We start from the raw sequence: 22279 nt of genomic DNA, 5'->3' as shown, positions 1-22279 counted from the left end.
ATCTCAGGCCACCGCCGCGGCGGCGCGGCGCTTGTCGAGTACGGCCGCGACTGCCCGAAGGTCGGGCTGACGGAGCAACTCCGGTGCGCGCAGCCGTACTCCGGTCTCCTGCTCGATCGCGGTCAGCAGGCGCGAGGCGACGAGCGAGGTTCCGCCGGCCTCGGTGAAGTTGTCGCCCAGTTCGGTACGGGGGCTGTCCAGCAGGTCGCGCACCACCCGCAGGACCAGTCGCTCGCTCTCCGTCGCGCCGTCGTGCGAATCGCCGTTGTCGGCAGTGGCGCTGTCGGTGGCGATCGGATGCGTGGGGGCCGCAGTCAGCTTCAGCAGGTGGGCACGGTCGACCTTGCCGTTGGCGTCGAGTGGGAAGGCGTCCAGGATCCGCACGGCCGAGGGCACGGCCTGCTCGGGCAGCCAGGCTCGTACCGCGGACAGCAGCTCTTCAGCACTCGCTCCGTCGGGTGCGAGGACGTACGCCACCAGGCGGGCGCTGCCGTCGGCGGAACGGGGCGCGGTGACAACCGCGCTGCGCACCGACGGGTTCTGTTCGAGCGCGGCCTCCACCTCGGCCGGTTCGATCCGTACTCCGCTGATCTTCACCTGATCGTCGAGACGGCCGAGGAACTCCAGTCTGCCGTCGTCCAGCATCCGCACCCGGTCCCCGGTGCGGTACACGCGGTCTGTCCGCCCCGCGTCGACTCCCGGGGGCGGGGCGGTGAATCGCCGTTCCGTCAGCTCCGGGTCCAGATAGCCGAGCGCCAGGCACGTTCCGCCGATGCACAGTTCGCCGGCTTCACCGCGGGCGGCGACACGGCCGTCCGCTGCGGTGACGACGACCGTGGCGCCCGGGATCGGAGTTCCGATCGACGGCGCTGTCTCGTCGCCCGCGTCGTGGTCCGTGGCGCGCATGGCGTGGGTGGTGGTGACGACGGTGGCCTCGGCCGGCCCGTACGCATTGTGCACCGTGGCGGTCACATCCGCACCGGGCCGTCGGCGCATCCGGTCGCCGCCGACAACGAGGTGACGCAGCTTCAGGTCCTGGGGCCAGGTCCGTTCCAGCACCGGTTCGGCCATCGGAGTGGCCACGACGCACACTGTCACGGCGGCGTCGCGCCACCATGCGGTGAGTTCGGCCGGGTCCCAGCGAACAGCGTCCGGAGCGGGAACCAGAGCCGCGCCGGACGTCAGACCGGCCCACAGCTCCATCACATGCGGGTCGAACGCGACGCCGATCAGCAGTGACTGCCGGTCTCCGGGCGCCAGGCCGGTCTCGGTGCGGTACCAGTCCAGCAGTGCGGCCAGGGCGGGTTCCGCGACGGCGACGGCCTTCGGCCGCCCGGTGGAGCCGGAGGTCAGCACGGCGTAGAAGGCTTCCTGCGGAGCCGGGCGCGCACTCGCAGCGGGAGGGGCGAAGGCCGCGACGGCCTGCGGGGCGGCGTTCGTCCCCTCTCCCGGCAGCGGCAGCGCGATCTGTTCGGCGGCCTGATGGCGGGCGGGCAGCACGGTGGGGTCCCCGATCAGACAGACCACGGCGACGTCCTCGGTGACCGCGTCGATGCGGCGCCCACCGGGGCGGGGGCCCAGCGGGAGATAGACCGCGCCGATCCGGGCGAGGGCGATCGCGGTCACGGCCAGCGCCGCCGAGCGGTCGAGACAGACGCCGACCAGGTCGCCCGGGCGGACCCGGTCGCTCAGGGCGCGAAGGACGTCGTCGGCCGCCTCGTCCAGCTGCCGGTAGCTCCAGGTACGGGTCCCGTCGACCACGGCGGGGGCCTCGGGACTGCGGCGTACCCATTCCTCGTAGCGGGAGAGCACTCCGGCGGCGGTGGCTTGGGAAAGGGGGGCGCCGTGTACGACGCTCGGCAGGTGGGCCTGACGGTCGTTCATCAGCTCGGAGGTCCGCTCGGCCATCGGCTCGGCAGAACGCCCGGTCATCGGCATGGCCCCCGGCGGCGTGTCACTCAGCATCTCGGTCATCACGACTCCGTCGGCGTGGTCGTAGCGGTGTGGGCAGAAACGGTCGGCGCGGAGAGCGCGCCAAGGGCGCGCGCCTGGTCGGAAAGGACCGGGTTCTGGAAGAGCAGCCGCAGCGGCGGCCGTGCGCCGATGCGGGGTTCCAGCCAGGCCGCCAGCTGCGCGGCGAGCAGCGAGTGCCCGCCGGTCCGGAAGAAGTGGGACGCATCGGTGAACCGGCTGTGGCCAAGCACCTCGCGCCAGCCCTCGGCGAGCAGCGCCAGAGAGGGATCGGTGAATGCCGCGGGGTCGGTTGCGGCCGTGGCGCTCTCCTCGGCCGGTGCGGTGGGCTCGAGTTCGGCGGCCAGACGGGCCAGAGCCACTCGGTTCGGCTTGCCCCCGGGCAGGGTCGGCATGGCATCCAGCCGCGCCCATCGGCCGGGTACGAGGGCACTCGGCAGACGTCGGCTCAGTTCGAGGTGCATCGCCTGCTCGTCCCACGGCTGCTGTTCGTCGGAGTTCTCCAGGAAGCCGACCAGGCGCGGTCCGCCGGGCGCTTCCCGGTCCAGTACGACGGCACAGGAACGTCCGCCGAGCACGGCCGATGCCGCGGCCTCCACCTCCTCCAGCTCGATGCGGTAGCCCCGCAGTTTGATCTGGTTGTCGCGGCGCCCCAAGAAGTGCAACAGCCCCTCGCGATCCCGGTAGCCGAGGTCGCCGGTGAGATAGACCCGCTCGCCGTTCAGTGCTTCGATCCGTACGAATCGTGCCGCGGTGGCCTCCGGGTTGCCGATGTACCCCTCGGCCAGACCGGCGCCGGCGATGGCCAGTTCACCGACCGCACCGTGCGGCAGTGGACGCAGCGCCGCGTCCAGGACGTGGATCCGCTCGCCGGGCAGCTCGGTGCCCAAGGGGATTTCCGCCCCGTCCGCGAGGTTCTCGCGGGTGATCTCGTACACGGTCGAGCTGATCGCCGCTTCGGTCACTCCGTAGACGTTGAACACGGCGGCGTCGGTGTCGGCGAGGAACGCGCGCATCGCGTCCGCCGGGATGCGCTCGCCGCCGAGCACCAGCAGCCTCGGCGCCCAGCGGCGCTCGCGCAGCACCGGCCGCAACTCCTCGCGGGTGGCGAGGAAGTAACTGGTCGGGAGGTTGGCGACAGTGACCCGGGCGGCGGCCAGCAGCTCGGCGAGTTCTGCTCCGGTGGGCACTTCCCGCTCCGGTACGACGAGGCAGGCGCCGGCGTACAGCGAGGGAAGGACCTCTTCCAGCGCCACGTCGAACGAGGGCTGGGCGAACAGCAGCACCCGGTCACCGGCGGCCAGGCCGAACCGGTCGGCCGCGCCGGTCAGATGGTTTTCCAGGGCCGCCCGGCCCACCGCGACGGGCTTGGGTATGCCGGTGGAACCCGAGGTGTGGATGATGTACGCCGCACCGGCCACCACATCGGCCGGTCGCGCGGCGGGGAAGGAGGCGGCGTCGATACGCGCCGTCGGCAGGTGTGCGGGCAGCGTCGCCCCCGCGTCGGCGGAGGTGAGCACCAGCGCCGGGCCGAGCCGCTCGAGCAGCAGCTCCAGACGGGAGACCGGGTCGGACGGTGAGAGCGGGCAGTACACGGCTCCGGTCCGCAGACAGGCCAGCAGCGTCACCACCGAGTCGGCGCCGCGCGGCAGTACGGCGGCGACCGGCTGACCGGCCGTCACACCGGCGTCCCGCATCCGCTGCGCGAGGGAGGTGACCTGCCGGTTGAGGTCGCCGTAGGTGAGCCGGCGGGCCCCGATCAGCAGCGCGGGCAGCGAGGCGTCGTGGGCGGCGGCCGGGTCGAGCGCGTCCCGGCCCTGCGCGGCCGCGTGCGGTTCGGGTGCTGGATCGCCGGCCGTCGCCGGAAGGGCGAGGTCGGCGAGCACGGTGGCGGGAGCGTCCAGGTAGGCGCGCAGCAGATCCAGGAAGCGTTCGGCGAGCAGCTTCGCCACGTCCTCGCCGAAGAGATCGGCGTCGTAGTCCCAGACCAGCGTCATACCGGGCGCCCCGTGCCGGGGGCTCACTCCACGCCGGTCGTCGGGCAGCAGGACGACATCGAGGTCGAATCGGGTGGTGCCGGTGTTGAACCCTTCGAACAAGGTGATGTCCAGGCCTGGCACCTCGATCTCGGGCAGTGCCGCATCGTGCGCGCTGAACATCACGCTGAACAGGGGGTTGTCCGCGCCGGAGGTGTGCAGGGCCAGTGCGCGGGTCAACTCCTGGACCGGCACGTCCTGATGCGGCAGAGCGCGGATGAGGGTGTCGGTCACCTCGTCCATGGTGTCCTCGGCCGGGGCTTTCGGGTCCAGGCGAAGCCGCAGTGGGATCGTGTTGACGAACATGCCCACGGCGTCCTCGAATCCCCGCGGGCGGTTGCCGACGGCGGTGCCGACGACCATCTGGGAGCGGCCGCTGTGCCGGCGCAGGAGTTCCGCGAAGAGCCCGAGCAGTGTGGAGAACGGGGTCAGGCCGCGCTCGCGGGTGTGGGTGCGCAGCCGCTGGGTCAGATCCGCGCCGATCGACTGCCGCAGCTGTCCGCCGTGGTGCCTGCGCCGGGCGCCGGGCCGGGTCAGGCCGGGCAACGGCATGTCGTAGGAGGCGCCGCGCAGTTCGTCGGCCCAGTACTCAAGGCTCGCCTGCCGGGCCGCGGTTCGTACGTCGTCGGCCCGGGCGTCGGCCTGGGCACGTACATGGTCCGCGTACGAGGTCGCGGGGGGCAGAGCGACCGGCTCACCGAGGACATGGGCGCGGTAGACGGTGAAGACATCGCCCAGCAGGATCGCGAAGGAGTGCCCGTCGTGGATCAGGTGGTGCTCGACGTGGATGAGCCGGTGCTGGTCGTCGGCGAGCCGCGCCAGCGTCCAGCGCAGCAGCGGCGCCTCGTACGTGTCGAGCGGGGTCTCGGCCTCGGTGCGCAGCAGTTTGGCGAACGCGGCCTCCGGGTCGGCCTCCCCGGTCAGATCCACGCTGCGCAGGCGGGGCGCACAGGCGTCAGCGGCCCGCTGGGCGGGCATCGCGCCGGGGACAGCCACGAGTTCCAGGCGGAGTCCGGGGTGACGGTCGAGGGCGGCGGTGAGTCCGCGGCGCAGGGCCTCGGTGTCCAGCGTCCCCCACAGGTCGAGTGAGGCGGTGAAATTGTAGGCGCGGCTGCCGGGCTGCACTTGTTCGTGCAGCCAGACGATCTCCTGCGACGAGGAGAGGGGAAGCATGGGCGATCCCTGAGGTTGTCGGGTCGGGTTCTTCGGATGCGGGTCGGGGCACGGTTGTGCTCCCCACCCGGGGTTCGCAGGCCGGTCCGCGGATCGCGCGGTCCTGCCGTGCTGTGCTCGGTGGCTTCGGGGTGGTTCTGTGGCTGTGTGGCTTGAGGGATGTGCGGTGCGCCGGCCGTGTGCGGTTCGGCGCTGTGTCGTTTCCGTGTACGACTGCGGCGTTCAGCCGACGGTGACGTCGGCTCGCTGCGGTGCGGGCAGGGTCGCGCAGAAGGCGCCGAACCCGTCCTCGGCCGTGTGGTCGTCGTGCACGTGGCGGTCCCACACCATGCGGATGTGGAGTTCTGGCCCGTGGGTGACGGACACGGCGAACGGGGCGCGTACGTGCCGGCCGTCGATGTGGACCTCGCGGCCCGCCACTCCGCCCAGGCTCAGCGGTGGACGGCGACGGGCGTCGTCGACGGTCAGCAGGCCGTCCAGGCGGCCCGACCACAGGGACCCGGCCGACCGGGCGGCGTGCACGACTTCGTCGAAGGGGGTGTCCGCCCGGTCGAGGTCGCCCCACCAGTCGGTGGCCGTCGTCGCCGTGCCGAAGGGGTCGTCGCCGCTCGGGCCGTCGGGGGCGTCATCGGTCCCGGCGGGGAAGACGACGGTGTTGAGGAAGCAGCCGACCACCGGCGCCGCGGCGGCCGGGCGGCCGCCCCACGGGTACCCGATCGGTGACACATGACCGGCTCCGTACAGGACGCGGGCCGTTGCCCGACAGGCGTCAAGCAGAGCGGGGAACGATACGCCGGAGGCCGGAGCGGGCAGCCGCAGTTCGGCCGCGCCGGTGGGCAGCGTGCCGGGGGCGAGAGCCTGCGGCACGGGCAGCGCAGCGCGTTCGCGCACGTCGCGCAGTCGCCCGCCCCAGTACTCCAGCGCGGCGGCCGACCCCGCGCGCTGCTCGGCCTCGAGCTGCATCTGAACCGCTTCCCGGTAGGCGGCCAGTTCCGCGGCCGCGTCGCCGGGCGCGAGTTCTCCGGGGCCGGTCCCGTGGCGGTAGGCACTGCTCAGCTCCTCGACGATGCGCGCCAGCGACTGGCCGTCGCAGGCCGTGTGGTCCAGTACGACCGCGAGCACCTCTTCCTCGGCATCCGGTCCGTCCTCGGCCAGGTAGAGCCGCAGCGGCGAGCCCTGCACAGTCCAGGCGCTCAGGGCTCGACGCATGGTGGTGGCCGCGTCCTCGCCGGGCGCGCGAACGAGGCGCTCCACCGGTACGTCCGGCTCCGCCAGGCGAAGCGCGGGGGTGCCGCGGAGCACCTCCGGGTGGGCGCGCAGCACCGGGTGCCGGGCGGCCAGATGGTTCGCGGCCGCTCGCAGCCGTACCAAATCCACGGTGCCGCGGCCGAAGGCGAAGAACATCGGGACGATGTCCGGCCGTCCGGCGGGGTCCAGGGAACGCACCAGGACGAAGCGCCGCTGAGCTCCGGTGACTGGCAGCAGATCGGATTCCCTGTTGGCGGCGGCGATGCGTTGGTAGCGAGCCAGGTACTGGCCCGTGATGCTGAGGTGCACGTCGTCCTCTCTGTCGTGTCTGTCGTGGCCGCGCGTCGGACCCCGCGACATGCCATTCGGGCGGGACGGCAGCAAGAAATGACCGGCAGGCAGGCCGGAGCTGGAACGGGGGCTTCGAGTCAGCCGACGGCGACGGGCTCGGAGTGGCCGCCGGTGTCGCGCTTGGCCGGGTCTTGCGGGTCTTGCGTGTCGTCCGGAGCGGCCGGCAGATCGCGCATGCGGCGCAGGGGGGAGAGCAGCAACGGCAGCGGTACGAAGAGGAAGCCGATCGCGCAGGCCCAGAGTGCGGCGCGCGGATCGAAGGCGCCTGCGACGGCGCCGCCCACGACCGCGCCGAGCGGCAGGGTGCCCCACACAAGGAAGCGCAGTGTGGCGTTCATCCGGCCGAGCAGTCGGGGCGGGCAGAGCGTCTGACGGAAACTGACCTGGGCGACGTTGTAGACAACAGCGCCGAAGGAGACCACGCCGGAGCCGATGGCGAACAGGGCGGCGGTGGCTCCCCGTCCGGACAGCGGCCACAACAGTGCGAACGGCCCGGTTGCCAGCGCGGAGAGCCAGATGATGCGGGCCTGCCCGAGGCGGCCGGCGAGCGTGGCGGCGCTCAGTGCACCGACGAGTCCGCCCACGGCGGACGCGGAGAGCATCAGACCGATGGCGACCGGCTGCAGGCCGATCACCCGTACCAGGAAGATGGACTGAGTGGCCATCAGCATCGCGGTGAAGAAGTTGCCGAGGCCGGTCGTTGCGGCGATGACCCGCAGCAAAGGGTGGCCGAGGACGAACCGGAGGCCTTCCCCGATGTCCTTGCGCAGGGACGCGCCCGGAACAGGCTCGGGCGGGCTCTGGGGCGGCCGCTTCATAGCCAGCAGGAAAAGCGCCGACACGGCGTAGCCGATCGCGTCGGCCACGATCGCCAGATGGGCCCCGAGTACTTGTACGAGTCCGCCGCCGATCGCCGGGCCGGCGACGTGGGCCGATGAGCGGACCGTCTCCAATGCCCCGTTGCCCGCCATCAACCGCTCCTTGGGCAGCAGTTCGGGCAGGTAGCTCTGATGGGCCACGTCGAAGAAGACGGTTGCCGCTCCGGTGACCAGAGCGACGACGTACAGCTGCGCCATCGTCAGTACGTCAGCGACTGCGGCCAGCGGGACGCTCGCCATGGCCAGGGCGCGCACCGCATCGGACCGGATCATCAGCGGGAGTTTCCGCATCCGGTCGACCCAGGCGCCCGCAGGCAGCCCTATCAGGAGGAACGCGGCGGTCTCGGCAGCCGTGAGCAGTCCCACCTGAAACGCGGGTGCCTTCAGCACGAGAACCGCCACCAGCGGGAGCGCGACCAGAGTGACCTGGGCGCCGACTTGACCGGCCGCGGCGCCGGCGAGCAGGAGACGGAAGTCGCGCATGCGCAGCAGACCGCTGGATGCGACGGGAGGTGAGGGGGACATGAATCAGACCTTCACCGTCAGGCCGATCAACGTCAAAACACAATGAACACTTTCGGTCGTTTCTCTGGCGATATCACCGCCGGATCGGAAAATCTTCCGCCATATCGGGGCAACTTCCGGATGAATGACACACGCTAAGGCTTCGCGGCAAGAAGATCCGCGCAGCCCTCGCCCGGCAGGCCTCGGCCGATCTCGTACATGGCGCCACGAATCGCACCTCTGACCGAAAATAGTCGTCCGCTCACCCTCAGTGTCCGGGCTGTCGACTCCAGCCGCTATAGGCGGTTCGTCCATGCGAGGTAAGTCGGTCTCCGGAACCGTGCCGGCTCAGCGAGCGGTGGCCCATCCGTAGGCCGGTGATCTGCTGCGTGCCGCCGCCACCACCGCCCGGATGGATGAGGCCAAAGGTTGGGCGGGCCGTGGTGAGGCGGGCGATGATCCGTGTCTGGCTCTACAGCGGACTCCAACGCCGACAAGGACGAGGCGGATCGACTGCTGGACATGGCGATCGACGGGACCCGCCCATGCCTCAGCCCGGGACGCACGCTCCACGCTCTGATCGCTCGGTCCGCCGGGTGCAATGGTGCAGTTCAGGCCCCGCGCAAGACGCGGACAGGCGTGCGGCGGTCAGGGCGTGCGGGCGGCAGTCGAGGACCATGACGTCGGGATGGGCGCCGTGGTGCTCGGCGCGGTGACATGGGCGCGCGTCGTGGCCCACGGTATCGCCGACGCGGGTGTAGGCAGCCATGGCATGGGCAGCAACGGCTGGCGGGATGCGGACGGAGTCATGGGCGGATTGGGGAAGGTATCCGCCGTCGGCAACCTGGACGTGGCCCTCGTCGTGCCCGGTGACCCACGCCGGCAGCGCTGAAGGCGCTCTGGTGGATGGGATTCACCAACCCGCTGCACAAGCCCGTTGAAGCTCACTTGCCGCGGACGGTTCTCCGGACACGCTCAACCCACCCACCCACCCGGACGCCGCCAAGGGGAAGGGCGAAGAAGCGGGCCACGTCGGTCCAGCGGCGAAGTACACGAGACCCGGGACGTCCACCGGCGTTCTGTCTCACGGTGCGGCAGGTGTCTGGTCGGCAGTCCTCGCCAACCAGCTCTCGGTGCGCGCTGCGCCGAAGCTGATGAGGCCGGCAGCCGCGGCGAGTGCGATACCGGTCCACGATGGCGATGAGGTGTCCAACAGGTCTGCCAGGAAGGGTACGTAGAGTGCGGCAGCGCCCAGTCCCGCCGCAGTCAGCACAGCTGCGGGCAGAAACAGATTTTGGCGCGTGAACAGTCGCTCCCGCAGCCCCAGAGCGACGCCGAGCTGGGCGGCCAGCAGGGCGATGAACAGGACGGTCTGCCACGGGCCGCCGGAGTGCCGGACCCAGAGGCTGGCAGCGAGGCTGGCTGCCGTGACCAGGATCGACAGCCGCAGTACCCGCTGCCAGAGCCCGTCGCCGAGTACGTGCTGCTGCGGCGGGCGCGGCGCGCGTCGCATGGCGTGGGGTGAGACCGGTTCGGCGCCCATGGCGACCCCTGTCAGACCATGAGTGAGCAGGTTGATCCACAGAATCTGACCTGCTCGCAGAGGCAATGCGAGTCCGAGCATCGGGCCAATGAGCATAACGAGGATTTCCGCGGCACCGCCGGCCAGCGCATAGACCAGGAACCGGCGGATGTTGGCGTAGACACGGCGGCCCTCTTCCACGGCCGAGATCACCGAGGTCAGTTCATCGTCGGCGAGGACCAGATCGGCAGCTTGGCGGGCAACTTCGGTTCCCCGGCGGCCCATCGCCACGCCGATGTCGGCCTGCCGCAGGGCGGGGCCGTCGTTGACGCCATCGCCGGTCATCGCGGTGACCTCTCCGCGGGCGCGCCACGCCTGGATGATGTCCAGTTTCTGTTGAGGCGTGGTACGAGCGAAAACTCTGACCCGGGTGGGGTCCGGGATCTGTCCGGCGGCCAGCTCTTTGCCGGTGGCCACGCGGCTCGGCATGGTGGCGTCAGCTCGCGTGAGGATACCAACCCTTTCCGCGATCGCACGGGCAGTTGCTGGGTGGTCTCCAGTGATGAGAACCGGGGTGATCCCGGCACGGCGGCAGGCTTGCACGGTCGCAGTGGCTGCTTCTTTGGGCGGGTCGCTGATGGCAGTCAGTCCCAGCAGCCGCAAGCCGCTTTCCGACTCCTCGGTCGGGACAGGAATACAGGTGGACGAACCTGACGCTATGGCCAGGACGCGGTAGCCCTCGGCGGACAGGGCGGCGGCCTCCTTACGCGCATGCACCAGTGACGCGGGACTTTCGTTCAGAAGCGCGGCGTCCAGCACCATTTCAGGTGCGCCCTTGAGGTAGATCTCGATCGTTCCCGAGGGTGTGCGGTGGATGGTGGTCATACGTTTGCGGAGGCTGTCGAACGGCACCTCATCGACGCGGGGATGAGTTCGCACCAACTCGTCGGGTGTGCAGCCCACTTTGGCGGCGGCGGTCAGCAGGGCGGCCTCGGTTGGATCACCGAGCGGGGTCCATTGCGCGTCTGCTTCCCCGGGCGGAATCAGCGACGCGTCGTTGCACAACGCCGCTGCGATGAGCACTTCTCGAACGGCATCCCTGGTGGCGGTTCTGGATGTCGGCCGGTCGTGAGAATTTCACCAACGGGTTCGTATCCCGCGCCCGTCAGGGTCACCGTGCCATGGGCGGCGGTCCATACTCGTTCGACGACCATGCGGCCTTCGGTGAGGGTGCCTGTCTTGTCCGTGGCCAGTACGGTGACCGATCCCATGGTCTCCACTGCGGACAGGCGGCGAACCACGGCGTTGCGAGCGGCCATCCGCCGCGCGCCCAGCGCCAGGCCGAGGGTGACGACGGCCGGCAGTGACTCCGGGACGGCTGCCACGACGAGGCTGATGGCCGTTACCGCCATCGTCTCCAAGGACTGACCGCGCACCAGTCCCAGGACGAGCACGAGGAGGCACAGCCCTACAGTGACCAGGGCCAGTACCCGGCCGAGCCCGGCCAGGCGCTTTTGGAGCGGGGTCTGTCGCTGTCGGGGGTGCAGCGAGGCGGCGATCATGCCGAGGGCACGGCGCGGCCCGGTGGCGGTGACGGTGGCGACAGCGCGGCCACGCAGTACGACGGTTCCCGCCTGTAGTTGTCCCGTGTGCGGATCCGTTCCGTGGACGTCCTTGTCGACAGGTACGGATTCGCCGGTCAGCGCCGACTCGTCGATCAGAAGGGCAGCGGCCTGCGTGAGCGCGGCGTCAGCGGGGACGATGTCGCCTTCACCGAGTACCAGTACGTCGCCCGGGACGACGGCTGACGAGTTCACCTCCTGTTCCGTCCCGCCGCGCAGTACTCGTGCGGCAGGCGCCGTCATGGCGGAGAGGGCAGCGACCGCATTGTCGGCGCGCACCTCCTGCACCACCCCGACGGTGGTGTTGAAGAGCACGACCACACATATGACGACTGCGTCGGCGTAGTCCCCGGTCGCCACGGTCAGTGCCACGGCCGCCAGCAGCACGATGATCAGCGGGTCACGAAGCTGAGCGAAGATTCGGGACCGAAGCGATATCCTGCGCTGTTCGCTGAGCTCGTTGGGACCGCACTCCGCCAGCAGCTGGGATGCCTGCTCCTGACTGAGACCTGTCGCCCGGGCGGCCCCCGAAAGGGGTGCGGACGTAAGGGGCATGGTGACTCCGGTTGCTTCAAGGTGCTCATGTCTTACGGGCCTGGCTCAGTGGGCGCTGGGTGGGTTGGCCGTCAGTGGGGGCATTGACCGCGTCAGTTGGAGCTGGGGTGCATCCGTGTCCTGTCTCCGACATCACGGAGCAACGCCGGGGCGCTCAGCTGTTCCAGTTCCATTCGCTGACTTCGGGCAGGTCGGTGCCGTGCTCACGAATCCAGGCGTGGTGGCGCAGACGAACGTCTGCCATCTCCTGTCGAACTGTGGCGGCGCGTACCGCCAGCCCGGGGACGCGGTCGATGACATCCATGACGAGCCGGTACCGGTCGAGGTCGTTGCGCACGACCATGTCGAAGGGCGTGGTGGTGGTGCCTTCCTCCTTGTAGCCGCGCACATGCAGGTTGGCGTGCCCGGTGCGCCGGTAGGCCAGGCGGTGGATCAGCCACGGGTATCCGTGGTACGCGAAGATGACGGGCTTGTCGGAGGTGAACAGCGCGTCGAACTCCGCGTCCGGCATGCCGTGCGGGTGCTCCTCCTTGGGGAGCAGCCGAGCCAGGTCCACGACGTTGACGACGCGTACGGCCAGGTGGGGCAGGTGCCGGCGGAGCAACTGTGCGGCTGCCAGGATTTCCAGAGTGGGGACGTCGCCAGCGCAGCCGAGGACGACATCGGGTTCCCCGCTCTCATTCTCTGCGCCTGCCCAGTCCCAGATTCCGGCACCGCGGGCACAGTGTCCGCGAGCCTGCTCGAGGGTCAGCCAGTCGAAGCAGGGCTGCTTTCCGGCGACGACGACATTGACGTAGTCGCGGGAGCGCAGCACATGATCGGCCACCGACAGCAGGGTGTTGGCGTCCGGTGGCAGGTACACCCGCACGACCTCGGGTGACTTGTTGAGGACGTGGTCGATGAAGCCGGGGTCCTGGTGGGAGAAGCCGTTGCTGTCCTGCCGCCATACGTGCGAGGTGAGCAGGTAGTTCAGTGAGGCGATGGGGCGGCGCCAGGGCAGGCGCCTTGAGGTGCGCAGCCACTTGATGTGCTGGTTGACCATGGAGTCGACGATGTGGACGAACGCCTCGTAGCAGGAGAACAGCCCGTGGCGGCCGGTGAGGAGATAGCCCTCCAGCCAGCCCTGGCAGGTGTGTTCGGAGAGGATCTCCATCACCCGGCCGTGGCGGTCCAGGTGTTCGTCGACCTCCAGGGTCCGCGCCTGCCATGCCTTGCCCGTCGCTCCGTACACGGCCTGCAGACGATTCGAGGCCGTCTCGTCCGGCCCCATCAGACGGAAGTCCCGACGCTCGGCGGTGTTCTCCATGACCCCCTCCAACAGGTCGCCCAGGACCCGGGTGGGCTCATGCAGGGTCGTACCGGGCTTGTCGACCGGAACGGCGTAACGTTCCAGCGGCGGGATCGGCAGATCCTGTACGAGCAGGCCGCCGTTGGCGTGCACGCTGGCCCCGAGACGGCGAGGGCCGGCGGGCACACACTCCAGCACCCGCTCGCGCGGGCGGCCGCGATCGTCGAAGAGTTCCGCGGGCCGGTAGGAGTGCAGCCACTCCTCCAACTGCCTGAGGTGGTCCGGGTTTTCGCGTACGGAGGACAGCGGCACCTGGTGCGCGCGCCATGTGCCTTCCACCTGTACGCCGTCGACCTCGGTCGGCCCGGTCCATCCCTTGGGCGTGCGCAGCAGGATCATCGGCCAGCGCATGCGTTCGGTGACGCCTTCTTCGCGGGCGCCGTGCTGGATGGCGCTGATGCGATCGAGTGCGGTGTCCATGGCGCGGGCCATGGCGCTGTGCACCTGAAGTGCATCATCACCTTCGACATGCAGCGGGTCATGGCCCAGGCCACGAAGAAAGTCGTCGAGTTCGTCCCTGGGCAGGCGCGCAAGCACGGTCGGGTTGGCGATTTTGTACCCGTTCAAGTGCAGGACCGGCAGGACCGCTCCGTCGTGGACCGGGTCGAGGAACTTGTTGGAGTGCCAGGACGCGGCCAGCGGCCCGGTCTCCGCCTCCCCGTCGCCGATGACGCAGGCGACCAGCAGACCGGGGTTGTCCAGGGCGGCGCCGTAGGCATGGGAGAGCGAATACCCCAGCTCACCCCCCTCGTGGATCGATCCCGGAGTCTCCGGGGCCACATGGCTGGGCACCCCGCCGGGGAAGGAGAACTGACGGAACAGGCGCGCCATACCCTCCGCGTCCCGGCGCACGTCCGGGTACGTCTCGGAATACGTGCCCTCCAGCCAGGAGTTGGCCAGGACGGCCGGTCCTCCATGGCCGGGGCCCCAGACACAGATGGTGTCCTTCCCATGGTCCCGGGCCACCCGGTTGAGGTGGGTGTAGACGAGATTCAGACCGGGCGAGGTGCCCCAGTGGCCCAGCAGCCGAGGCTTGATGTGCTCCGGCTTCAATGGCTCACGGAGCAGAGGATTGGCCATCAGGTAGATCTGGCCAACGGCCAGGTAGTTCGCGGCCCTCCAATGCGCGTCCAACGCCGCCAGCTCTGCTTCATCGAGGTAGTTGGCCGATCCCGGGTGAATGTCGGGCATTTCGTGCTCCTCTGCAGGTGCCGAGAGGAGATTTCGGCACGGTCGGTCGGTACGGGCAGGCGGCCGTTGGGCCCGATGTGCTCGGCTCATCTCCCAACGGGGCGGGGTCGGTGGTCAGGGCGGAAAGCAGTGCTGAACCGGGCAGCACGACGACGCAGGAGACGCCTGTGGCCTACCGCGCCCCGTGGCTCGGCAATTGGCGTCGGCCGCCAGCGGTAGAAGATCCGCTTACCAAGGCGCGCACCGGGCCGCTTGCCGCCCGTACAGCATGACGATCATGGACACGAACTCCTGCCCTATTGTGTTGATCCTCGGCAGTCGCCATGCGCCATCACTTCAGTGGGTGAGGGCTCATGGGCGTGGTGCCCGCCATCTCAGCCTGTGCCGTATTCGGGTTCAGTGGCGAGGGCCGAACGGCCTCGCCAAGGGGCCCAACGGCCCTGTCAGAGCGACTCGATGGCCTCTTCGCCGGTATCCCCGGCAGCATCATCCAGATCGTGGTGGGCGTCATCGAGCGTCGCAGGTGTGATGGGTTCGTGCCCCGCAGCATGCTGGACGGCTTCGTGAACGCGGGTTCTTTTTGGAACGCGTGGATGCGTGCAGACCGATCCGTCCGGGGCAGGCTGGAGGAGCCAAAGGCAATGTGCCGGCGGTCTTAGGGAGCCGAAGTGGGCGAGGACACGGATGCCGAGGGGGATACCGGGGCGGCGGCATCGCAGCTGCGGCTGGACGAGCTGCTGAACGACCCGCAGTCGCAGGCAGTCCTTGCGCGCTCGCCCCGGGATCGCGTAGATCCGCTGCTGGAGGCGGTTCTTGCCGTCGGCAGCGACTTGGACCTTGGTGTTGTACTGCAGCAGATAGTGCAGTCCGCAGCCGACCTGGTTGATGCTCGGTACGGGGCCCTGGGCGTGATTGGTGACGAGAATGGGCTCAGTCAGTTCATCACGGTCGGCATGGGCGACGAGACCATCGAGCAGATCGGGCCCTATCCGCAGGGCCGGGGCATCCTGGGGCTCCTGATCCGTGAACCGCACTCGCTGCGGCTGGTCGATCTGGGCGAGCAGCCCGAAGCCTCCGGCTTCCCGGCCGGCCATCCACCGATGCGGACCTTCCTCGGTGCCCCCGTCCGGGTGCGTGAGAAGGTGTTCGGCAACTTGTACCTGACCGAGAAGCGGGGCGGGGCCGAGTTCGGCGCCGATGACGAAGCGGTGCTGGTCACGCTGGCCGTGGCAGCCGGGGTGGCAATCGACAATGCTCGGCTGTACGACGCCGTCCAGCGTCGGGAACGCTGGCTGATGGCCAGCGGTGAACTGACCCGTGCCCTGCTGTCCGGCATTGAACCCGCCGAGGTACTGCGGAACTTCACCGCCACCGTCCTCGAGATGGCCGACGCCGACGTGGTCACCCTCGCCGTGCCCGTTCCTCGCACCGGCAATCTGGTGATCGAGGCAGCCGCCGGAACGGACGCGAATCGTGCCCTTGGACTGGTGTTGTCGCACACCACCTTGGCCGGGAAGGTCTACAGCTCAGGCGAGACGATCACCACCCAGGACTGGAACGCCGACCCCCGCGCCGAACGGGGCACCGCTTCCACGACCCTGGGACCGGTCTTCCTGGTCCCCCTCGGTACGCCCGAGCATGTGCGCGGTGTCCTGCAAGTCGCCCGCCACTGCGGCCGTCCCGCGTTCTCCGACGCGGCCGTGGCCATGATCGCCGGATTCGCCAACCATGCCGCTCTTGCCCTGGAGATCGCCGGACATCGGCACGACGCCGAACGCCTCCTCGTTCTGACCGACCGTGACCGTATCGCCCGCGATCTCCACGACCTGGCCATTCAGCGCCTGTTCGCCAGCGGTCTGAGCCTGCAGTCCACCCTCGCCCAGGTCGCCGACCGACCGCAGGTCGCCGAGCGCATTGCACGAGTGGTGGATGACCTCGACGACACCATCAAGGTCATCCGCTCCACCATTTACGGATTGCAACAGCGCGGTCGCCCCGAGGACACCGGGCTGCGCTCCCGCCTGGTGGCCGAATCGAACCGGGCATCCGAGGCGTTGGGATTCGCACCTGCGCTGCGCATGACCGGGCTGCTGGACACCCTGGTCCCACAAGCCATGGCAGACCACCTTCTTGCAGTGCTCCGCGAAGCCCTCGCAAACGCCGCCCGGCACGCCGACGCCACCGAGGTGGAGATCACCGCCCAGGTAACCTCGGCGCACCTTACGCTGCGGGTGACCGACAACGGCCGCGGTACTGCCCCCGCGCGCGCCCACCGCAGCGGCCTGGCCAACCTACACACCCGTGCCGAGGAACTCGGAGGAGCTCTGGTCCTTGCGCCCAATCAGCCCACTGGCAGTGTCGTGGACTGGAGCGTTCCCCTTTCGGCCGACGAGTGACCCCGCCTCGGACAGCGCGGCGCGAAGTAGTGCACGGTACCCCGTGAGCGCTCAGTCTCCGCCCGTCGTGGGCCGGGCTCGGCGCCCGATGGACCGTCGACACCTCCCCGCACGGCGGCACGCGCCCGACGTGGCAGGTACCGGGCGTCCCTGGATGAAGGCTCTCTCTCCCGGACTGACGAGTGCCTTCCTCCGCTTCAGCGGTCCCGCCGAACGGGGGCCTGCGGAGCGGCCTGCGTGACCATGACCGCAGCCTGGATGCGCCGCTCGACGCCCAGCTTGGCGAGCAGGCGGGAAACGTTGTTCTTCACCGTCTTCTCCGCGAGGTAAAGCCGTTTCCCGATCTGGGAGTTGGTCAGTCCCTCTCCGATGAGATCGAGGATCTCCCGTTGGCGGGTGGAGAGCCCGGACAGTGCGCCTGCTTCGGTGTTCTGCGGAGAGTCGCCGCGGAGGCTACTCATCAGACGGGTCGTGGTCGCTGGGTCGAGCATTGACTGGCCGGAGGAGACGGTGCGGACCGCGGCAACCAGGGCAGACCCTTTGATCTCCTTCAGCACATAGCCTGCGGCCCCCGCCATGATCGCGTCGAGGAGTGCGTCGTCGTCGTCGAAAGAGGTCAGCATCAGACATGCCAGGTCCGGCATCCTCGACCGCAGTTCTCGGCAGACCGTGATCCCGTCGCCGTCCGGCAGCCGCACATCCAGCACGGCGACGTCAGGACGCAGCGCCGGCCCTCTGGCAAGAGCCTGTTCTGTTGTCCCCGCCTCACCGACGACTTCGATATCGGGCTCCGCGTCGAGCAGGTCGCTCACCCCGCGCCGCACGACCTCGTGGTCGTCGAGCAGGAATACGCGAATCGGCTTCCGCGGTGACGTTTCCAGGTCCTCGGTCATAGCTTGTCCTCCACACTGTCACGAGCACCTTGCCCTGTGGTTCCATCCTTAGCCCGTCGCCATGGGACCGCGCCAGGGCCGTATGGGCCCCCGCGTATCTCGCGACGGGAGCCCCACCCGACGGGCGGTCACCTGGACCGAGGCTTGGTCTCAGGCGTGGGGCACGACGGCCACCGGGCAGGCTGCGTGATGAATCACGCCGTGAGCCACAGACCCCAGATGCATTCCGAGGGGGGATGTTCGCTCGCGTCGGCCGATGACCAGCATCGGCGCATCGGCAGCCGCTTCGACCAGGTGGGCGACGGCCTGCCCCGAAACGCTGCTGGCACGGACGGCAACCTCAGGGCTCTTGTCGCGCCACGGCTCCAGGACCGTGTTCAGCGCGTATTCACGTTCCCTGACCAGCCCGGAATCGTCGATGAGCGTGCCCCCACCGGCGGCGATCGCGTACGAGGACGGCAAGGTGTAGCCGTGTACGACGTGCAGGCCCACGCCGCGTACGAGGGCCGCTTCGAAGGCGAATTCGATCACCTCGTCGCAGGAATGGGTGAGGTCGATGCCGGCCACAACGTCGGAGCTGTGGGGAGCGCCGGTCGGCCGGAGTACGTCGGGAGATGAGTGTGCCCCGGTATGCCTCTCGGATCGTACGAGTACGACCGGCCGCGGAGCATGGGCGACCACTCTGAGTGCTACGGAGCCGGTCACGAATCCGGCCATTCCACTCAGGCCGCGGGAGCCGAGGACGAGCACCTCGGCGTTCTCGGCTGCTGCCAGGAGCGCGGCGACGGGCGAGTCCGATATCTGCTCGTGGGTCGGCCGAAGCCCAGGGTGGCTGCTACGGAGCTGTTCCACGGCTGTACGGAGGATGCGACCGGCCCAATGACGCTGAGTCTCACTGGTCGGGACGGAAGCCGAGGGGGCGGGAGACCATTCCCAGGCGTGCACGAGATGGAGCGGAACGGTGCGGAGCGCGGACTCTGTGGCTGCCCAGCGCGCGGCAGTCAGGCTCTCGGGAGAGCCGTCGATCCCGACGATCACGGCACGGGCCATGAGTAGTACCTCCTGCTTGGTCTGTCGTGTTCCTGGCAGCAGCTTCACCCGCGCCGAGCAAAGGGGGCAGGGGTCGCGAGGCCCGCTCTGCGGTCCGAAAGGCCCCTCCCGAGGGGCACGCTTGCGACCGAAGGTGGAATCGGGTGGAGGCTCTGCTCTCCGGCCGACGGAAGGTGGACCGTCATGGCGCGCAGTGTGGTTGTTGGAGTTGACGGGTCGTCATGCAGCGCTGGGACCGCGGACTGGACGGCTCGGGAAGCTGCTCTTTGCCGGCTGCCGTTGCGGGGCGTCCAGTTTCCCCGCGGTCCAGGGCCGACCTTGCGGAGCTCTGGCCGTATCGCCCGAGGCGCTGCCCGGGTGTCACGCCGCCGCGATCACCTGCTGGTGTCCCCGACTGCGGGTCGAGGCCGTACGGCTGACAGGCTGTCCCGTTCCGGCGCTGACCGCGGAGACTGGTCCCTGTGGTTCGCGGCAATATCGAGGCGCCGATGAGCGGATCCGCTCCTGGGCGAAGGCCATCGCCCGCGAGCTGGTGGCGCTCCCCCCACGTGCGGCCGACGTTCGCCCGACGAGGGGAGACGCCGGTCGTAGCCCCGACTGCGTAGGGGCCCGAGCGCGGTGCAGGGATCGTTCCCGGCTCGGCGGTGGTCGGTACAGGGTGGAACAGGGCCGAGAAGACCCGGGCCAGGGACGATCGGCCCAGGCGCCGCCGGTCCCTCCTCTGTAATCGTCTACCTCACGAAGTCGGCAAGTCCGTTGCGAATACTGACCGCGGCGGCACCACCGGGAGGCGACCATGCCTGGCACCATCACCGTTGGACTGGACGGAACAGACCACGCCCTCGCCGCCGCGGACTGGGCGGCGCACGAGGCGGCGCGCCGGGGGATGGACCTGCGCCTGGTGCACGCCTGGGTGTGGCGCGGCACCGACACGGTGTACATCGGGGACCGTGCTATGGAGGAGCGGTGGGTGCGCAACGTGTTGAACGAGGCGGAAGCCCGCGTGGCCAAGGTGTACCCGGACCTGAACGTCACTACCGAGCTGCTGGTCGATGACCCCGTACCGACGCTCGTCGCCGAAGCCGCGCGGGCCGAGATGCTGGTGCTGGGCTCTCGCGGCTACGGCGCGCTGACCGGCTATCTGGTCGGTTCTGTGTCTCTGCAGGTGCTGCGCCAGGCGACCGGGCCGGTCGTCATGGTGCGCGGGCCGAGGCAGACCACAGTGCAACAGCGCTTCGACGAGGTCGTCGTCGGCGTCCAGGAAGCAGAGGAAGCCGGCGGGCCAGTCCTCGAGTTCGCCTTCGCGGCTGCCGCCGAACGCGGAGCGACGCTTCGAGCTGTACGCGCCTGGAGCATCCCGTCGGTCCTGTCCTGGAGTCCGGGATCGATGTGGCTGGCCGATCAGGCGGGTGGCTTGGAGCCGCTGCACAAGGAGATCCTGGCCGACGCCCTGGGGCCCTGGCGCCAGAAGTACCCCGATGTGGATGTCATCGAGCATGTCGAGATCGGCGCAGCCTCGGAGGTTCTGCTGTCCAACAGCGGCCGCGCGAGCCTTGTGGTCGTCGGACGCCGCACACACGACACGGGCCTGCGCCGTCTTGGCTCAGTTACCCATGCTGTTCTCCACCACGCGCCCGGTGCGGTCGCGGTCGTACCGCACCCCTGACACCGCGCGCATGGGACCACGCCGCCCCGCTACACCGCAACCGCCCTGGACGGGTCCGTCCAGGGCGGTTCGGGGTTGGGCCGCGGCCGGCCAGTCGTGGGCCACCACGGCGACGGGCGACGCGGCGTGTTCGATGACGGCATGGGCGACATGGTCGATGTGCGGGCCCCGGCGGACCGCGCCGGATGCGACCGGCCGACCACTACAAGATCGGCGCCCCCGGCGGCCGCCGACAGCTGCCGCGTAGCAGAACCCGGGACCGGCTTCTCGACCACGTCCACCGGGTGGAACTTCTGCCGCCACGGCAGCAACATGTCGCCGTGCGCCTGAGTCACCTGGGCACTGATGTCATCCTGCAGTCCGGCATCGAACACGGGCAGGTAGGTGAAGGCCGAGGCGGAGATGCGTCACGAGCGAAACGTGAACTCTTCCTGCGACACGTCCGCATGCTCACCTTTGGCTTGCTGAGGCCGGGGAAAGGCCCGACGATATGGCGGCCCGTCGGTTCGCCGGGCCCGCTCCCGGGGTGTCCGGCTGTCGTTCGATCTGTCGGCTGGTGGGGGAATGGCGGTCCCACCAAGTAACGTCCGGGGGCTGGGCACGGCTGCGACATCTGGGGTGCGCCTCAAGCGGGACCAGTGGTCCCCCGGCGGGCACCTGATGGCCCTCGCGTGTGGCGGGCGGTGCGGCGAGGCTGATGGGGCCGGTATGTCGGCGCTGTCACAGTGAAGGAGAGAGCCAAGATGCCTACGGCCCCCGCCCCCCATGCCCACGGGCGTATGCCCGTAGTCGCCGGAGTCAGCCAATCCGACGCAAGCAGAACCGGCCTTGCCTGGGCCTCGGACGAAGCCGCGCTGCGGCAACTGCCGCTGCGGCTGGTACACGCGCTGGAATGGCCGCCGGGAGCAGACCCCGCCCCCCACGTCCCCCACCCGGAGCGCACCTGGAGCGCCCATTTCCGAGCCGGCGGAGAGGCGGTGTTGCGTGAGGCTGTCGAGTTCGTCCACGCACGCCATCCGGGCTTGGAGGTCGAGGCGTGTTCCGCTGACGGTCCGCGAGCCCGGGTGCTGGTGGAACAGGGTGCGGATGCCGCTCTGTTGGTGGTGGGTGCGAAGCGGCTGAACGTGGCGGAGCAGCTGTTCACCGTCTCCCCCCTTGGGGTCACCCTCACCGCCCATGCCGGGTGCCCGGTAGTGGTGGCCCGCGAACCCGAGCACGCCGTCGGCGAGCCGCCCCTGGTCGTCGTTGGGGTCGACGGATCCGCCAATTCCCGCGATGCCATGGCGTTCGCCTTCGAAGAGGCCGCGGTGTCCGGGGCTCGACTGCGGGCGGTCATGGTGCGCTACCTGCATCGCGAGCGGGCGGTAGGCGGCGAGCGGGCCGATGTCGAGAATCGCTCCAGGACCGAGCTGTCGGAAGCGACAGCGGGCTGGCGGGAGAAGTACCCGGAGGTTGAGGTTGACTATCGGGTGAGGTATGGCCACCCGGCGCGGGCCTTGGCCCACACGGCCGCAAATGCGCGGTGCCTGGTGGTCGGGTCCCGCGGGCTCGGCGGCTTTCGCGGCATGCTGCTCGGCTCGGTGAGCCACGTGCTCCTCCATCAGGCGACCTGCCCTCTGATCGTGGTACCGCCGCGGGAAGGCATAGCCGCATACTGAACGTCCTACAGCGGCTGGGGGACTCCCGGAGGCCGGGTGAGGCATGCTCAACCTGACGGGGCGGGGTCGTAACCTCCGGCAAGGAGTGGACCGACCGCGGTGAGGTCTATGAGGTGCACTCCCCAAAACGACGCGCTGCCAAGGCCACGCAGCCCGTGCCGCCCGCCCTCCTTCGTGAGCACGCTGAGATCACACATCGACCGGTTCGGCGTGGCGC

At 69.6% G+C, this 22279-nt stretch carries 14 protein-coding genes and 2 pseudogenes; 5 read left to right on the top strand and 11 right to left on the bottom strand.

Annotated features, from left to right (window positions below):
- Positions 1-3: 3 nt before the first annotated feature.
- The 4 genes from ACFWDI_RS12065 to ACFWDI_RS12050 form a co-directional block, all read right to left on the bottom strand.
- Positions 4-1974 carry a non-ribosomal peptide synthetase gene (locus tag ACFWDI_RS12065; RefSeq protein ID WP_385303226.1) on the bottom strand — a complete coding sequence of 657 codons (1971 nt, stop codon included), beginning with the start codon at positions 1972-1974 and terminating at the stop codon, positions 4-6.
- Positions 1974-5180 (bottom strand): amino acid adenylation domain-containing protein, encoded by a 3207-nt coding sequence (locus ACFWDI_RS12060; RefSeq protein WP_385303223.1) that lies wholly within the window; start codon positions 5178-5180, stop codon positions 1974-1976. Before ACFWDI_RS12060 ends, ACFWDI_RS12065 begins: the two co-directional genes overlap by 1 nt.
- A 222-nt stretch (positions 5181-5402) precedes the next feature.
- Complete coding sequence (locus tag ACFWDI_RS12055) at positions 5403-6737, bottom strand: condensation domain-containing protein (protein WP_385303220.1); 1335 nt, start codon at positions 6735-6737, stop codon at positions 5403-5405.
- A 119-nt stretch (positions 6738-6856) separates the two neighbouring features.
- Positions 6857-8182, bottom strand: coding sequence for an MFS transporter (locus tag ACFWDI_RS12050; protein WP_385303218.1), 1326 nt, complete (start codon positions 8180-8182; stop codon positions 6857-6859).
- A 634-nt stretch (positions 8183-8816) separates the two neighbouring features.
- On the opposite strand from ACFWDI_RS12050, the gene ACFWDI_RS12045 reads away from it, so the two are divergent.
- Positions 8817-9053: a hypothetical protein gene (locus ACFWDI_RS12045; RefSeq protein WP_385303215.1), complete on the top strand. Its 237-nt coding sequence runs from the start codon at positions 8817-8819 to the stop codon at positions 9051-9053.
- 192 nt (positions 9054-9245) lie between these two features.
- Here the strand turns inward: ACFWDI_RS12045 and ACFWDI_RS12040 are convergent, their stop codons facing one another.
- From ACFWDI_RS12040 to ACFWDI_RS12030, 3 genes are all read right to left on the bottom strand, one after another.
- Positions 9246-10766: a cation-translocating P-type ATPase gene (locus ACFWDI_RS12040; protein ID WP_385303213.1), complete on the bottom strand. Its 1521-nt coding sequence runs from the start codon at positions 10764-10766 to the stop codon at positions 9246-9248.
- A complete protein-coding gene (locus ACFWDI_RS12035; RefSeq protein ID WP_385303212.1) occupies positions 10727-11860 on the bottom strand; it encodes an HAD-IC family P-type ATPase in 1134 nt (377 codons plus the stop codon). Before ACFWDI_RS12035 ends, ACFWDI_RS12040 begins: the two co-directional genes overlap by 40 nt.
- Before the next feature lie 154 nt (positions 11861-12014).
- Positions 12015-14399: a phosphoketolase gene (locus ACFWDI_RS12030; RefSeq protein WP_385303210.1), complete on the bottom strand. Its 2385-nt coding sequence runs from the start codon at positions 14397-14399 to the stop codon at positions 12015-12017.
- 668 nt (positions 14400-15067) lie between these two features.
- On the opposite strand from ACFWDI_RS12030, the pseudogene ACFWDI_RS12025 reads away from it, so the two are divergent.
- Positions 15068-16375 (top strand): annotated as a pseudogene (locus tag ACFWDI_RS12025) (GAF domain-containing protein); the annotation flags it as partial.
- Here ACFWDI_RS12025 and ACFWDI_RS12020 read toward each other — a convergent pair.
- Positions 16369-16581: a CGNR zinc finger domain-containing protein gene (locus ACFWDI_RS12020; protein ID WP_351451533.1), complete on the bottom strand. Its 213-nt coding sequence runs from the start codon at positions 16579-16581 to the stop codon at positions 16369-16371. The pseudogene ACFWDI_RS12025 and the gene ACFWDI_RS12020 overlap by 7 nt on opposite strands.
- Here ACFWDI_RS12020 and ACFWDI_RS12015 point away from each other — a divergent pair.
- On the top strand, positions 16478-16795 hold the full coding sequence (locus ACFWDI_RS12015) for an ATP-binding protein (RefSeq protein WP_351451531.1): 318 nt from the start codon (positions 16478-16480) through the stop codon (positions 16793-16795). The genes ACFWDI_RS12020 and ACFWDI_RS12015 overlap by 104 nt on opposite strands.
- A 197-nt stretch (positions 16796-16992) precedes the next feature.
- Here the strand turns inward: ACFWDI_RS12015 and ACFWDI_RS12010 are convergent, their stop codons facing one another.
- The 3 genes and pseudogenes from ACFWDI_RS12010 to ACFWDI_RS12000 all read right to left on the bottom strand — a co-directional run.
- Positions 16993-17688 carry a response regulator gene (locus tag ACFWDI_RS12010; RefSeq protein WP_385303208.1) on the bottom strand — a complete coding sequence of 232 codons (696 nt, stop codon included), beginning with the start codon at positions 17686-17688 and terminating at the stop codon, positions 16993-16995.
- Between the two features lie 150 nt (positions 17689-17838).
- Positions 17839-18255, bottom strand: a complete 417-nt coding sequence (locus ACFWDI_RS12005) for a universal stress protein (protein ID WP_385303281.1) — start codon at positions 18253-18255, stop codon at positions 17839-17841.
- An 87-nt stretch (positions 18256-18342) separates the two neighbouring features.
- Positions 18343-18738: pseudogene (locus ACFWDI_RS12000) on the bottom strand (universal stress protein); the annotation flags it as partial.
- 796 nt (positions 18739-19534) lie between these two features.
- On the opposite strand from ACFWDI_RS12000, the gene ACFWDI_RS11995 reads away from it, so the two are divergent.
- Both ACFWDI_RS11995 and ACFWDI_RS11990 read left to right on the top strand, forming a co-directional pair.
- Positions 19535-20404 (top strand): universal stress protein, encoded by an 870-nt coding sequence (locus ACFWDI_RS11995; RefSeq protein ID WP_385303206.1) that lies wholly within the window; start codon positions 19535-19537, stop codon positions 20402-20404.
- Positions 20405-21183: 779 nt separating this feature from the next.
- A complete protein-coding gene (locus tag ACFWDI_RS11990) occupies positions 21184-22062 on the top strand; it encodes a universal stress protein (RefSeq protein WP_385303205.1) in 879 nt (292 codons plus the stop codon).
- The last annotated feature ends 217 nt before the right edge of the window (positions 22063-22279 follow it).

It is taken from the genome of Streptomyces sp. NPDC060064 (genome assembly GCF_042736455.1).
Taxonomy (GTDB): Bacteria; Actinomycetota; Actinomycetes; order Streptomycetales; family Streptomycetaceae; genus Streptomyces.
This window is presented reverse-complemented; position numbering and strand designations above follow the sequence as displayed.

Bases quoted from the DNA above. Each gene is read 5' to 3' on its own strand.
- ACFWDI_RS12050 (WP_385303218.1), bottom strand. From the start codon at position 8,182: ATGTCCCCCTCACCTCCCGTCGCATCCAGCGGTCTGCTGCGCATGCGC.
- ACFWDI_RS11995 (WP_385303206.1), top strand. From the start codon at position 19,535: ATGCCTGGCACCATCACCGTTGGACTGGACGGAACAGACCACGCCCTC.
- ACFWDI_RS12030 (WP_385303210.1), bottom strand. From the start codon at position 14,399: ATGCCCGACATTCACCCGGGATCGGCCAACTACCTCGATGAAGCAGAG.
- ACFWDI_RS12035 (WP_385303212.1), bottom strand. From the start codon at position 11,860: ATGCCCCTTACGTCCGCACCCCTTTCGGGGGCCGCCCGGGCGACAGGT.
- ACFWDI_RS11990 (WP_385303205.1), top strand. From the start codon at position 21,184: ATGCCCGTAGTCGCCGGAGTCAGCCAATCCGACGCAAGCAGAACCGGC.
- ACFWDI_RS12065 (WP_385303226.1), bottom strand. From the start codon at position 1,974: ATGACCGAGATGCTGAGTGACACGCCGCCGGGGGCCATGCCGATGACC.
- ACFWDI_RS12060 (WP_385303223.1), bottom strand. From the start codon at position 5,180: ATGCTTCCCCTCTCCTCGTCGCAGGAGATCGTCTGGCTGCACGAACAA.
- ACFWDI_RS12015 (WP_351451531.1), top strand. From the start codon at position 16,478: ATGACCGGGCTGCTGGACACCCTGGTCCCACAAGCCATGGCAGACCAC.
- ACFWDI_RS12010 (WP_385303208.1), bottom strand. From the start codon at position 17,688: ATGACCGAGGACCTGGAAACGTCACCGCGGAAGCCGATTCGCGTATTC.